The sequence below is a fragment of the Saccharothrix texasensis genome (assembly GCF_003752005.1).
Taxonomy (GTDB): domain Bacteria; phylum Actinomycetota; class Actinomycetes; order Mycobacteriales; family Pseudonocardiaceae; genus Actinosynnema; species Actinosynnema texasense.
Genome location: NZ_RJKM01000001.1, coordinates 2,634,143 through 2,647,881 on the forward strand (window position 1 = coordinate 2,634,143; position 13,739 = coordinate 2,647,881).

Here is a 13,739-nt window from a genome sequence, read left to right on the forward strand (position 1 = left end):
GATGCCTGAACTTATCGCACTCGGCCGCTAGTATCCAGTGGTGTCCAGACCGCAGCCCGCGAGCCAGCACACCGTGCGCCGGCACAACTCCGCCCTCGTGCTCGACGCCATCGCCGAGGCGCCCGGCTCGTCGCGCGCGGCCGTGGCCGCCCACACCGGGCTGACCAAGGCCACCGTGTCGAGCCTGGTCGACCGGATGATCGGCGCCGGGCTCGTGGCCGAGGGCGAGGCGCAGGCCAGGTCCGGTCCCGGGCGGCGCGGCACGGCGCTGCACCTGTCGCCCACCGGGCCGCACGGGCTCGGGGTGGAGATCGGGGTCGACTACCTGGCCACGTGCCTGGTCGACCTCACCGGCCGGGTGCGGGCGCGGTGGGTGCGGCCCAGCGACAATCGTGCCTCCTCCCCCGCCCGCGTGCTGGCCAAGGTGGCGACGGCGGTGCGCACGGCGGCGAAGCAGGACGTGCCGATCGGCGGGGTGGGCGTGGCCGTTCCGGGCCTGGTCGAGGTGGCCGGCGGGACGTTGCGGGTCGCGCCGAACCTGGGCTGGCGCGAGGTGGACGTCCGGGGCGAGGTGACCCGCCGGGTCGAGCTGGACGTGCCGGTGCTGGTGGGCAACGAGGCGAACCTGGCCGCGCTGGCCGAGCTGTGGCACGGGGACGTGGCGGCGGACTTCCTGCACGTCTCCGGTGAGATCGGCATCGGCGCGGGCATCGTCGTCGGCGGGGCTCTGTTCGAGGGCGTGTCCGGGTTCGGCGGCGAGATCGGGCACCTGTCCGTCGACCCGCGTGGGCCGCGGTGCGCGTGCGGGTCGCGCGGGTGCCTGGAGCGGCTGGCCGGGCAGGACGAGATCGTGCGCGCGGCCGGCGTGTCGGGGGTGGACGAGCTGCTGGTCAAACTGGCCGCGGGTGAGCGGACGGCCACGACGGCGGTGCGTTCGGCGGCGCGGTGGCTCGGCGTGGCGCTGGCCGGGGCGGTGAACCTGCTGGACCTGCCCACGGTGGTGCTGGGCGGCACGTACGCCCGCCTGGAGCCGTGGCTGCAGGAGCCGTTGCACGCGGAGCTGGACCGGCGGGTGGTCAGCGGCGAGTGGTCGCCCGTGCGGGTGGTCGCCTCGTCGTTGGGCGCGGAGGCCGCCATGCGGGGCGCCGCGACCACCGCCGTGCGCGCGATCCTCGCCGACCCCGACCCCTACGTGACCACCGCCCTGTCCTGAGCGTTGACCTCACCTGCCGCGAGCGTTCAACTCACCTGTCCCGAACGTTGGACTCTCGCGCCCGGTAGGTGTGGTCCGGGTCACCCTCGACGGAGGGGATGGCCACGGGCGCACGGGTGGCGATGATCGTTTGCGGGGTGTCGTGCACGGCCGACAGCTCGGCCGGGGTGGCCCGCACGGTGCCGCGCTCGGTGAAGCGGCGGATCGCGTTGGCCTTGGTGTCGTTCAGGACGACCTCGTGGTGCGCCGCGCCCACCTCGGCCGCCGGCACGACCACGTCGTGTCCGGACGTCAGGTGCACGCGGGCGGCGGCGACGGCGATGTCGCGCGCCAACCGGCCGGCCTCGCCGAGGTCGCCGGCGATCAGGTCGCGCACCCGGTCGACGTCCAACGCCAACGCGGGCGGGTGGTCGACCGCGTAGCGGCGCGCGATGGTCGACCTGCCGCACCCGGGCGGGCCGTTCAGCGCGATCAGCCGGGGCACCCGTCGAACCCAGCGGCGGGGACGGTGCCCCCTGGTCACCGTCCCCGCCCCGCACACCTTGCCGATCACCGGCGCACTCCGGTGCGCGCACCGCCGGTATCGGTGCCACTACGTTGTGTCCACGCGGCACGCTGTCACCCGAATGCAGTCGCCCGAAGTGGGCGCACGGCGGGGCCGCGTCTGACAGCCTGGACGGCACGTTTGCCACTGCGGACGTGCCGCCGACAGATGCCAGGGGGGTGGACCGGTTGCCGCGCGGAGAACGCCCGTTGGACGTCGGTGACAGCCCGTTGCTCAAGTTCGCCGCCGACCTGAGGTCGTTGCGGGACAAGGCGGGCGGGCACAGCTACCGGCAGCTCGGCGCGCGCGCCCACTACTCGGCGACGACGTTGTCCGACGCGGCGGGCGGGCGCAGGCTGCCCACCCTCGCGGTGACGCTGGCCTACGTGCGCGCCTGCGAGGGCGACGTGGCCGAGTGGGAGGACCGGTGGCGGCAGGTCGCCGCCGAGGTGCTGCCCGCCGACCCGGACCTCGACGAGGGCCACCCGCCGTACGCGGGCCTGGCGGCCTACGGCACCGAGGACGCCGAGTGGTTCTTCGGGCGCGACCACGTGCTGGACGACCTGGAGCAGCGACTCGCGCACCGCCGCTTCGTCGCGGTGTTCGGCGCGTCGGGCGCGGGCAAGTCGTCCCTGCTGCGCGCCGGCCTGGTGCCGCGGGTGACCGGCCGGGTCGTGGTCACCGCGCCGAGCGAGACCGCCGATCCCGACCTGGACGCCGACCTGCTCATCGTGGACCAGTTCGAGGAGGTCTTCACGCTGTGGGCGGACGTCGAGCAGCGCGCCTCCTACGTCGACGCCCTGCTGACCGCGCGGTGCAAGGTCGTGGTCGGCGTGCGGGCCGACTTCTACGGTCACTGCGCGCAGCACCCGGCGCTGGTGGAGGCGCTGGCCGACGGCCAGCTGCTGCTCGGGCCGATGGGCGCCGAGGAGCTGCGCCAAGTGATCATGCAGCCCGCCGTGAAGGCGTCCTGCACGGTGGAGACGGCGCTGGTGTCGCGGCTCATCGCGGACGCCACCGGCCAGGCGGGCGTGCTGCCGCTGATGTCGCACGCGCTGCTGGAGACGTGGCGGCGACGGCGCGGCACCACCTTGACGCTGGCCGGCTACGAGGCCGCGGGCGGCGTCCAGCACGCCATCGCGCAGACCGCCGAACGCACCTACACCTCCCTGGAACGGCAGCAGCGCGCCTTGGCGCGGCAGGTGTTCCTGCGGCTCACCGCGCTCGGCGACGGCACCGAGGACACCAAGCGCCGGCTGCCGCGCGCCGAGCTGGACGACGACGTGGACGTCGACGTGGTGCTCGACCGGCTCGCCCACGCCCGGCTGCTCACCCTGGACCGCGACAGCGTGGAGATCGCGCACGAGGCGCTGATCCGCTCCTGGCCGCGGCTGCGCGGCTGGCTCGCCGAGGACCGGGAAGGGCTGCGCACCATGCGCAGGCTCACCGAGGCCGCGGCCACCTGGGAGTCGCTGGGCCGCGACCCGGACGCGCTGTACCGGGGCACGCGGCTGGACACCGCGGTCGAGTGGACGCAGCGCGACGGCGTGCGCACCAGCGCGCAGGAACGCGACTTCCTGGCCGAGAGCCTCCAGTCCCGCGACCGGGAACGGCTGCTCGCCCACCGGCGCACCCGCAGGCTGCGCCAGCTCGTGGCGCTGCTGGCGGTGCTGCTCCTGCTCGCCGGCACCGCCGTGGTGATCGCGATCACCGCGCAGAAGGAGGCCGCGGCGGGCTGGCGGTCGTCGGCCGCCTGGTACGTGGCCAACCAGTCGCAGAGCCTGCGCAGCAGCGACGCGCGGCTGGCGGACCAGCTCGCCATCGTCGCCCACGACCTCAACCCGAACGACGAGACGCGCAACGGCGTGCTGACCGCGCACGCGACGGACGAGCTGGACACGGCCACCCGCGCCGCGTTCGCCTCCGCCCAGGCGCTGTCGGACCCGGACCGCGAGCAGGACCCGCTGCGCCGCGTGCTCGGGCCCGCCGACGAGACGGTGACCTCCATCGCCGTGAACGGCGCCGGTCAGGCGTTCGCCACGACGGCCGTCGACGGGCGGGGGAAGGTCTGGGACGTCACCGACCTGACCCCGGAGGTGGCGCACACCTTCGACTTCCCGGTCGACCGGATCGCGTTCGACCCGGCCCGCGCCCGCACGCTGGTCACCGTGTCGGAGCTGTCCGGGGTCGTGGTGTGGGACTGGTCGGACCCGGCCAAGCCGGTCGAGGCGGCCCGGCTGACCGACCAGCCGCACCGGGTGGTCGGCGTCGTCCACAGCCCGGACGGCCGGATCCTCGTCACCTTCGACGTCATGGGCGTGGTCCGGTTGTGGGACCTGTCCGACCTCAAGGCCCCGGAGCCGCTCGTGAAGCTGGACACCGGGCGGGACATCACCTCGGTCGCCCTGTCGCACGACCACCGCACGCTCGCGCTCGGCACGGCGAAGGGCGACGTCCGGCTGTACGACGTGAGCGCGCCGGCCGATCCCGCGGAGCTGTGGTCCGGCCGGGCGCACCGGGGCGCGGTGCAGGCGATGGGCTTCGACCGGACCGGTGACGCGCTCGCCACGGTCGGCACGCAGGACGTGGTGGCGCTGTGGGACGTGTCGGACCCGCGGCAGGCGGTGGGCCGCGGCCGGGTCAACGGGCTCACCGAGGGCGTCTACGCGGTGGGGTTCGGCGACACGGCGACCGACGTGGTGACGTCGAAGTCGAACGGCACGACGCGGTCCTGGGAGTTCGACTACGACACGGCGGTGGCCGAGATGTGCGCCGAGGTCACCGCCCACATCACCCGCGAGGAGTGGCAGCAGTACGTGGGCGCGGTCGGCGTGCTGGACTACGACCGCCCGTGCGGTTGATTGGCGGCCCGGCGCGGGCGGGCCGATAATCACCGCGTGACCACCCCCCGCGACGACGACCGCACCGCGGCGCTGCCGACCGGCCCGATCCCCGACGGTCCGCCCCTGGTGGACCCGCGCGGACCGGGCGCCGTGGAGCCCTCGGTCGTCGGCGGGCCGGAACGGCCGGCCGAGCCGCGGGTGAAGCTGAGGCCGACCAGGATCAGCGGCACGTGGGTCGCCGTGCTGGCCTCGATCGTGGTGCTGATCGTGCTGCTGGTGTTCATCCTGCAGAACCTCGCCGACGCCACGATCCACTTCCTGGGCGCGGCGGGCACGCTGCCGCTGGGCGTGGCGCTGTTGTTCGCGGCGATCGCCGGGGCGATCTTGGTGGCCCTGGTCGGCGCAGCCCGGATAATGCAGCTGCGCCGCCAGGCCAAACGAGGGCTGCGCTAGTCGTCCTCAGTGCTCAGCCCGAGAAACAGGACCTACCGTTCAGCGTGAAGCCGGTGGGTGCGACGTTGCTGCCCTGCCAGCTCGCCTGGAATCCGAAGTCCACCGAGCCACCCGCTCCGATGGTCCCGTTCCAGCCCTCGTTGGTCACCGTCACGGCGGCGCCGCTCTGCGACGCCTTGCCGTTCCAACTGTTGGTGATCTGCTGGCCGTTCGCGAACGTCCAGCCCAGGTTCCAGCCCGTGATGGCCCTGGAGTCCCGGTTGGTGATCTTCACCGATCCGGTGAAGCCTCCTCCCCACTGGCTGGCGACCTGGTACTTCACCGAGCAGCCGGGTGGCGGCTGGTCGGTCACGGTCGTCACAGTGGTGGTGGTCGTGGTGGTCGTCGTCGTGGTGCTCGACGACGAGTCCGTGGGGTGCGTGTTGCTGCTGCTGGTGCCGCCGCTCGGCTCGGCCACCAGGATGCCCCGGCCGTTCGTGCCCAGGTAGACGCGGCCGTAGACGCGCGGGTCGCCGGTGATCGCCTCGCCCATGTTCCCGTACTGGTGCCGGTCGTCGTTGATGCGGACCCAGCTCGCGGCCTCGTCGTCGGACCGGTAGACGCCGGTCTTGCCGTCGACGGTCAGCACCGCGTACAGCGACGGGTAGCGCTTGTCGAACGCGGCCTTGCCGAAGCCGATGTTGACGCCCGACGTCACGCCGGCGACCGCGGTGACCGTCTTGCCGCCGTCGGTCGAGCGGAACAGGCCGCCGTCGCCGACCAGCCACAGGTGGCCCTCGTTGCCGGGCACGGCGTGCAGCTTGCCCACGTCGGCGGTCGCGCCGGCGGTGAACGTCGCGCCGCCGTCCGTGCTGACGTAGACGGTGTCGTTGGCCAGGCCGTAGAACTTGTTCGGGTTGACGCGGTCGGACTCCACCACGGCGCCCGCCGGGATGCCGGTGGACGGCGTCCAGGTGTGGCCGAAGCCCACCGAGTGGTGCACCGCCGCGCCCGCCGGGCTCCACACGAACCGGGAGCCGTCCGCCGCCGCCGCGACCGTGCCCCCGCCGGTGACGCCGCCGGGCTCGCTGCCCGCGAACCAGGTGCCGCCGTTGGTGGAGAACGCGACGTGGGCGGCGCCGTCGACGTTGCCGGAGCGCACCATGACCTGCGGGTTCAGCTCGGCGAAGTCGAGGCTGGTGGTGGAGGTGAAGTTCGGCTGCTCGTACATCATCGACGGCACGGTGGTCAGGCTCGCGTGCCGGAACCCGCCGATGTCACCGAGGCCGCTGAACAGCGGCACGCCCGCGGGCGGGCTGATCAGGTCGAGCACCGCGGTCTCCTCCAGGCCCGCCGCGGTCGGCTTGATCGTGATCTGGCCGCCGCTGTCCCACTTGAGCAGGTCCGTGGTCCCGTAGACGGTGGCGCCGGTGCCGTACATCATCCGGTTGGAGTCGAACGGGTCGATCTCCAGCGACTCCACCATCCAGCCCAGCTTGGGCGTGACCTCCGGCGGCTGCGGGTTCGCGCCCCAGCTCAGCCACGGCGACGTCCGGATGTCCATGGTGTAGCGGAAGCTGCGGTCCGGGTAGCTGGTGAAGTCCCACGCCCGCGTCCACGTCGCGCCGCCGTCGGTGCTGCGGAAGATGATGATGTCCGGCCACCAGGAGATCTGGGTGGCGACCATCAGCGTGTCCGGGTCCTGCCGGTCGATGGTCAGGCCGCTGTAGCCGAAGTAGTCGTCCGCGCTGGTGGAGGGGACGGGGCTGATCCGCGTCCAGGCGCCGGTGGCGGTGTCGTACTTCCACACGTCGCCCTTGCCGCCGTCGTACGGGCCGCCGGTGTCGCTGGTGGCGAGGTACAGGAACCCGCCCTTGGTGTCCAGCTCGCCCTGGTGCGCGATGTAGCCGGTCGGCTGGCCCGCCAGCCGGGTCCACGTCGCGCCCGCGTCCGTGCTGCGGTAGACCGTGTTCTCCTTGTCGGCCACGCCGACGTAGATGGTCCTGGTCGCGCTGCCCGCCGTCGACGACCTCGGGTCGTAGGTCACCCAGACCACGCCCTGGATGTCGTTGGCGTAGCCGTTGGCGTCGTTCGGGTCGGCCACGTAGTTGCCGGGGTTGGGGAAGCTCGTCACCTGCGACCACGTGGCGCCGCTGTCGGTGCTGCGCCACAGGCCCTTGCCGCTCGGCGCGCCGAAGTACAGCACCCGGCCGTCGTTGGGGTCGACGGACAGCCGCTCGCCCATGCCGCGGCCCGGCATGTTGCCGCCGAGCTTGAACGGCAGCTCCGTGCGCTGCCAGGTGGCGCCCCGGTCGGCGGAGCGCAGGATCGCGCCGTTGTGGGGGTCCCAGCTGTTGGTGTACATGCCGACGGCGGCGTAGACCTTGTCGGCGTTCTCGGGGTCGGGCGCGATGCTCGCGACGCCGTTGTAGCCCCACTCGTCCCAGCCGACCCAGTCCAGCAGCGGGATCCACCGGCCGGTGGCCTGGTCCCACCGGTACGCGCCGCCGATGTCGGTGCGGGCGTAGATCAGGTCCTTCTCGGCCGGGCTGAACACGATGCCGGGCACGAACCCACCGCCCTGGATCTCCACGTTGCGCCAGGTGTGCGGCTGCTCGGGCACGGCGGCGGCGGTCGGCGTCGCGGGACTCGCCGCCGCCGTCACCAGCACCACGCCGAGCGCGGCCACGACGGCGGTGGTCAACGCCAGGAGCCGCGTGAGCGGGGTGCGTCGGGCCATCGTGCTGCGCTCCTTTGCGCGGGGGTGGGAGGAGGCGGTGGGCGAGAGGGATCCGCCTCCCCCCTGGCTTCGGGGAGTCAGGGGTCTGGAGGTCGAGCGCCCGGCCGCACGGGCGCCGACCGGTCCGTCCGTTCTGGGAGCGCTCCCAGAGAGGGCAGGATTGGACGGTAGCCAGGTTGATCGACTGACGGCAAGAGTCGGAGCTACGCCATCCGAGTGAACTGTGGTTTCAGAGCGTCCCGGGCGCGTCGAACGCGTCGATCCGGACATCGAATCGCTTCGAAATGCCGCGGCCCGGACCAGCCGGTCCGGGCCGCGGAGAGTGCTTCGAGGTCGTGCTCAGGCGCTCGAACGGGTGACCATCGCGGTCGGGAGGAGCAGGAACGGCGGGAGGTTCTCCTCGCCGGCCAGCTCCGCCATGAGCCGCCACGTCATCGTGCGCCCCAACTGCTCCACGTCCTGGCGGACCGTGGTCAGCGGCGGCACGGCGGTCGACGCGATCATCAGGTCGTCGAACCCGACCACGGCGACGTCCTGCGGCACCCGCTTGCCGTGCGCGTGCAGGGTCTGCAACGCGCCGAGCGCCATGATGTCCGCGCCGACGAACACCGCGTCCAGGTCCGGGGCCTGTTCGAGCAGGTCGGCCATGGCCGCGGCGCCGCTTTCCGGCGTGAAGTCGCCGTAGGCGACCAGACCGGTCTCGACCCTGGCCTGGCTGAGCCCGCGCTTCCAGCCCGAGAGCCGGTCCATGCCCACGGCCATGTCCCGGGGGCCGGCGATGGTGCCGATGCGCTTGTGACCCCGCGCGACCAGGTAGCGAGCCGCTTCCATGGCGCCGTTGAAGTTGTCCGAGTCCACATAGGGCACTCCGCCGGCGCCGAGGGGCCTGCCGCAGACCACGGTCGGCAGGCCCGCGTCGGCGAGCGTGCGGGGCAGCGGGTCCTGGCCGTGCAGGCTGATCACCAGCACGCCGTCCACGTGGCCACCGCACAGGTAGTTCACCAGGTCCTGCTCGTCGCCCTCCTTGCTCATCATGAGGACGAGCTGGACCCGCTTGCCCGCGAGTTCGGCGTGCACACCGCGGAGCACACCGGCGAAGAACGGGTCGTTCAGGACCCGGCTGCCCTGCTCGGAGACGACCATGGCGATGCAGTTCGCCCGGCTGCCCGCGAGCGTCCGGGCCGCCTGGTTCGGGCTGTACCCGAGCTTCCCGATGGCCTGGTGGACGGCTTCACGCGCCCTGGAGCTGACGTACGGCTCGCCGTTGATCACCCGGGAGACGGTCGACTTCGACACCCCGGCTGCCCGAGCGACCTCCTCGAGCCGGGTGTTGGGTCGTCGCGCCTTGGGCGGGTCAACGGCATCTGTCACGGAGCGACCGTCGCCGCGAGAACGTTGCCACGGGCAACCTGCGAGTACCACATGGCACTCATCTTAGGCGTCCGCACCTGGGTCTCGTAGTCGACATGCACGATCCCGAACCGCTTGGCGTAGCCCTCGGCCCATTCGAAGTTGTCCATGAGCGACCACGCGAAGTAACCGCGCAGGTCGACACCCGCCTCGATGGCCGCGTGCGCGGCCCTGAGGTGCGACTCGATGTAACCGAGGCGCTCGGGGTCGTTGATCGACCCGTCGTCGCTGATGGAGTCGACGTAGGCCGCGCCGTTCTCGGTCACGTAGAGCGGGATGCTGGGGTAGTCCTGGTGCACCCGCATGAGGACCTTGAACAGGCCGTCCGGCTGCACCTCCCAGTCCATGTCGGTGCGCGGCAGGCCGCGGCTGGGGAACGACACGTGCTCCGCGCCCACCCACGGCGACCCGGTCGGGCGACGGCCGTTGGTCTGGACCGGCGCTTCGGGCTCGGGCGTGCTGCTGACGAAGTGCTCGGCGTAGTAGTTGACGCCCAGCTGGTCCAGCGGCGCGGAGATGATCTCCAGGTCGTTCTCGCGGATGTGCTTCGAGAAGCCGTAAGGCTCCAGGTCCTCCACGATGTCCGCCGGGTACTCGCCCTTGAACAGCGGGTCCAGGAAGATCCGGTTCTGCAGGCCGTCGAGCCGGCGGGCGGCGTCGAGGTCGGCCGGGTTGTCCGGGTCCGCCGGGATGATCGGGTACATGTTGAGCGTGATGCCGATCTTGGCGTTCGGCGCCTGCTCCCGGATGGCCGAGGTGGCCAGGCCGTGCGCCAGCAGCAGGTGGTGCACGGCCGCGACGGCGGCCTCCGGCTCCTGGCGGCCGGGCGCGTGCACGCCGGCGGCGTAGCTGAGCAGCGACGAGCACCACGGCTCGTTGAGCGTGGTCCAGTTGTCCACCCGGTCGCCGAGCGCGCCGACGACGGACTCCGCGTACTCCGCGAAGCGGTACGCGGTGTCGCGGTTGGCCCAACCGCCGGCGTCCTCCAGCGTCTGCGGGAGGTCCCAGTGGTAGAGGGTCAGCCACGGGGTGATGCCGGCTTCGAGCAGCTTGTCGACCAGCCGCGAGTAGAAGTCCAGGCCGGGCTGGTTGACCGGGCCGGCGTCCGGGCGGATGCGCGGCCACGCGGTGGAGAACCGGTAGGCGTGCAGCCCGAGGTCGACCATCAGCTGGACGTCCTCGTCCACGCGGTAGTAGTGGTCGGCGGCGGGGTCACCCGTGTCACCGCCCACCACCGCGCCCGGAAGCTGGCAGAACGTGTCCCAGATGGACGCGGTGCGACCGTCCGCGGTGGTCGCGCCTTCGATCTGGAACGCCGCGGTCGCGGCGCCCCACACGAATCCCTCGGGAAAGGAAATCGACTCCACAGCTACCCCTTCACAGCACCCTGCATGATCCCGGCGACGATCTGCCGACCGAGTACGAGGAAGACGATCAGAATCGGGACCGTGGCCAGCGTGGTCCCGGCGAGCACTAGCGAGTTGTCGACGTAGTAGCCGCTCTGCAACTTCTCCAGGGCGACCTGCATCGTCGGGTTGTCCGCGTTGAGCACGATCAGCGGCCAGAGGAAGTCGTTCCACGACGTCATGAACGTGAAGATGCCCAGCATGGCGGCGGCCGGGCGCACCGCGGGCAGGCACACGTGCCAGAACGTGCGGATCATGCTGCAGCCGTCCATGCGGGCCGCCTCGATCAGCTCGTCCGGCACGGCGTCGGCGATGTACTGGCGCATCCAGAACACGCCGAACGCGGTCACCAGGTTGGGGATGATGACCGCGCCGAGGGTGCCGGACCAGCCGTACTCCGCCATCGCCATGTACAGCGGGATGATGCCCAGCTGCGTCGGCACGGCGAGGGTGGCGACCACGAACACCATCAGGGGTCCGCGGCCCTTGAAGCGCAGCTTGGCGAACGCGAAGCCGGCCAGGGTCGAGAGCACCACGACCGACACGGTGACCGTGCCGGAGACGAGGACGCTGTTGCCCAGCGCCTTCCAGAACGGGATCGTGTCGAGCACGCGGCCCGCGTTGTGGAAGAAGTTGCCGCCGGGCAGCAGGGGCGCGTCCGCGGTGAACTTCGCGTCGTCGTGGCTGGCCACGAGGAACGACCAGTAGAACGGGAACGCCGAGCCGAGGATGAACGCGATCAGGATGCCGTAGACGACGAAGCCGGGGCGCCGCTCGGAGAGCGACACCGCCTTCGAGCGCTTCGGCTTGGCGCCCCTGGTCCCGGTGGCGGACGGGCGATCGGTGATGGTGGCCATCACGCCTCCCCACTGGACGCGAGCCTGCGGGTGAGCAGGAAGTTGATCCCCGCGATCGCGATGACGACGATGAACAGGACCCAGGCCATCGCCGAGGCGTAGCCGAGGTCGAGGCTCTGGAAGCCGGATTGGTACATGTAGAGCACCACCGTCTGGTACTGGTGGGTCGCACCGCCGTTGGCGCCCGCCGAGGGCGAGAACAGCAACGGCTCGGTGAAGATCTGGAGGCCGCCGATGGTCGACGTGACGATCACGAAGATCAGCGTCGGGCGCAGCATCGGCAGCGTGATGCTGAGGAACTGGCGCACCTTGCTCGCGCCGTCGACCCAGGCCGCCTCGTAGACGTCGCGCGGGATGGCCTGCATGGCGGCCAGCACGATCAGGGCGTTGTAGCCCGTCCAGCGCCAGTTGACCATGGTGGCGATGGCGACGTGGCTCCACCAGCGGTCGGCCTGCCAGTCGATGCGGTCGAAGCCGAACCACTCGACGATGTTGTTCACGGTGCCGTACTGCACGCCGAACAGGTCGCCGAAGATGATGGTGAGGGCGACGAGGCTGGCCACGTAGGGCAGCAGCACGCCCATCCGCCAGCCGGTGCGACCGCGCAGGGCGGTGTTGAGCAGCGCGGCCAGCAGCACCGCGATGATGATCTGGGGGATCGTCGAGATCGCGAAGATGCTCAACGTGTTGACCATCGCGTTCCAGAACTGCGAGTCGGCCAACAGCTCGGTGTAGTTGCCCAGCCCGAGGAACTCCTGCTCGTCCGCGCCGAGCTCCCAGTCGAACAGGGAGATGTAGGCCGTGTAGAGCAGCGGGAAGAGGCCCACCACCGCGAACAGGACGAAGAACGGGGCGATGTAGATGTACGGCGAGAACTTCACGTCCAGGCGGGTCAGCCGGTAACGCCAGCTCAGCTTGGCCGGACCGATGTCATCGTTGTCGTCGCGCCGCGGCGGGCGGGGCTCGGCGCCCCGCCCGCGCGCGACCGAAAGCTCGGTCGTCATTACTTGGCAGCCTTCTTGGCTCCCTCGATGACCTTCGACCACGCCTCGTCGGGCGACGTGCCCTGCTCGACCGAGGTCAGCGCCGGGGAGACCACGTTGTCCTGGATCTCACCGTCCTGCGGGCCCTTGTACTGGGCCGCCGCGACCTTGTTGGCCTGCTCGGCGAACAGCAGGCCGACCTTCTCGCCGCCGAAGTACTCGCTGGTCTGGTTGAGCAGCTCCGGGGAGATCAGCGCGTTGGTCTGGCTCGGGAAGGTGCCCTTGGCCTTGAACGCCTTGATCTGCTGCTCCGGCGCGGTCAGCCACGCGGCCAGCTTGGCGGCCTCGGCCTTGTTCTTGCCCTGCTTCGGGACGGTCAGGTACGAGCCGCCCCAGTTGCCGCCGCCGCCGGGGAACGCCGCGGTGACGGCCCACTTGCCCTTGTGGTCGGGACCGGCGTTGCCCTCGATGACACCCAGCATCCAGGACGGGCAGGTCTTGGTGGCGAACGCCGACTCCTTGAAGCCGGTCTCCCACTCGGGGCTCCACGCGGCGAGCTTGGCCGACTGGCCGCCCGCGACCGCCGCGGTGACCTGGTCCCAGATCTTCTTGTCGTCGTTGGTCTCGATCACGAGCTTGTCGTCGCGGTCGAAGTAGCCGGTGCCCGCCTGGTTGTGCATCGGGTTGAAGATCTGCGCGGCCGAGTCGAACCACGGCTTGCCGGTCGCCTTGACGTAGGCGTCACCGGCGGAGAAGTACGAGTCCCAGGTCGCGAACAGGGCCTTCACGCCCTCGGGGTCGGACGGCAGCTTCGCGGCCTCGAGGAGGTCCTTGCGGTAGCACATGGCCAGCGGGCCGATGTCGGTGCCGTAGCCGATGAGCTTGTTGTCCTTGGTCGTGACCGCGTCGACCTTCCACTGCAGCCAGCGGTCCTCGCGGACGTCCTTCGGGCCGATCTCCTTCAGGTCCTCGAACTGGCCGGACTTGGCCATGACCTGGCTGAGGAAGCCCTCTTCGACGGCTTCGACGTCGGCGAGACCGGAGCCCGCGCCCAGCTTGGTGAACAGGTTCTGGTGGTGCGGCGCGCCCTGGCCGGTCTTGCGCTGCGTGACCTTGACGTTCGGGTTCGCGGCCTCGTACTCCTTGAGGAGCTCCTCGTAGCCGAACTCGTTGAAGGTCGCGATGGTCAGCTCGACCTTGCCATCAGGCGACGTGCCGGACCCTCCCGAGCCACAGGCCGTGGCGACTGCGGCAAGCACTGCGGTGCAGGCCAGGACTTTGGCCAAGCCTGCTCGACGGTAGCGCACGAGA

Annotated in this window: 10 protein-coding genes; 3 read left to right on the plus strand and 7 right to left on the minus strand. The window is 71.3% G+C overall.

Annotation, left to right across the window (positions count from 1 at the left end; genetic code table 11):
- The first annotated feature begins 40 nt into the window (after window positions 1-40).
- Window positions 41-1,213: an ROK family transcriptional regulator gene (locus EDD40_RS10225; protein ID WP_123747911.1), complete on the plus strand. Its 1,173-nt coding sequence runs from the start codon at window positions 41-43 to the stop codon at window positions 1,211-1,213.
- Between the two features lie 31 nt (window positions 1,214-1,244).
- On the opposite strand, the gene EDD40_RS10230 is transcribed toward EDD40_RS10225, so the two are convergent.
- Window positions 1,245-1,697: an ATP-binding protein gene (locus tag EDD40_RS10230; protein ID WP_123742696.1), complete on the minus strand. Its 453-nt coding sequence runs from the start codon at window positions 1,695-1,697 to the stop codon at window positions 1,245-1,247.
- 269 nt (window positions 1,698-1,966) lie between these two features.
- Here EDD40_RS10230 and EDD40_RS10235 point away from each other — a divergent pair, with 269 nt between their 5' ends.
- Window positions 1,967-4,618, plus strand: coding sequence for an nSTAND1 domain-containing NTPase (locus EDD40_RS10235; protein WP_246037580.1), 2,652 nt, complete (start codon window positions 1,967-1,969; stop codon window positions 4,616-4,618).
- A 36-nt stretch (window positions 4,619-4,654) separates the two neighbouring features.
- Window positions 4,655-5,053, plus strand: coding sequence for a LapA family protein (locus tag EDD40_RS10240; RefSeq protein WP_425471157.1), 399 nt, complete (start codon window positions 4,655-4,657; stop codon window positions 5,051-5,053).
- 13 nt (window positions 5,054-5,066) lie between these two features.
- Here the strand turns inward: EDD40_RS10240 and EDD40_RS10245 are convergent, their stop codons facing one another.
- From EDD40_RS10245 to EDD40_RS10270, 6 genes are all read right to left on the minus strand, one after another.
- Window positions 5,067-7,772, minus strand: coding sequence for a cellulose binding domain-containing protein (locus EDD40_RS10245; RefSeq protein WP_123742697.1), 2,706 nt, complete (start codon window positions 7,770-7,772; stop codon window positions 5,067-5,069).
- A gap of 339 nt (window positions 7,773-8,111) precedes the next feature.
- Complete coding sequence (locus EDD40_RS10250) at window positions 8,112-9,143, minus strand: LacI family DNA-binding transcriptional regulator (protein ID WP_123742698.1); 1,032 nt, start codon at window positions 9,141-9,143, stop codon at window positions 8,112-8,114.
- On the minus strand, window positions 9,140-10,540 hold the full coding sequence (locus EDD40_RS10255) for a GH1 family beta-glucosidase (protein WP_123747914.1): 1,401 nt from the start codon (window positions 10,538-10,540) through the stop codon (window positions 9,140-9,142). Before EDD40_RS10255 ends, EDD40_RS10250 begins: the two co-directional genes overlap by 4 nt.
- An 11-nt stretch (window positions 10,541-10,551) precedes the next feature.
- A complete protein-coding gene (locus EDD40_RS10260) occupies window positions 10,552-11,445 on the minus strand; it encodes a carbohydrate ABC transporter permease (RefSeq protein WP_123742699.1) in 894 nt (297 codons plus the stop codon).
- The gene (locus EDD40_RS10265) at window positions 11,445-12,449 is read right to left on the minus strand and encodes a carbohydrate ABC transporter permease (protein WP_123742700.1); all 1,005 of its coding nucleotides are present in this window, start codon (window positions 12,447-12,449) and stop codon (window positions 11,445-11,447) included. The genes EDD40_RS10260 and EDD40_RS10265 overlap by 1 nt, the downstream gene beginning before the upstream one ends.
- Window positions 12,449-13,735 (minus strand): ABC transporter substrate-binding protein, encoded by a 1,287-nt coding sequence (locus tag EDD40_RS10270; protein WP_123742701.1) that lies wholly within the window; start codon window positions 13,733-13,735, stop codon window positions 12,449-12,451. Before EDD40_RS10270 ends, EDD40_RS10265 begins: the two co-directional genes overlap by 1 nt.
- Window positions 13,736-13,739 lie beyond the last annotated feature (4 nt).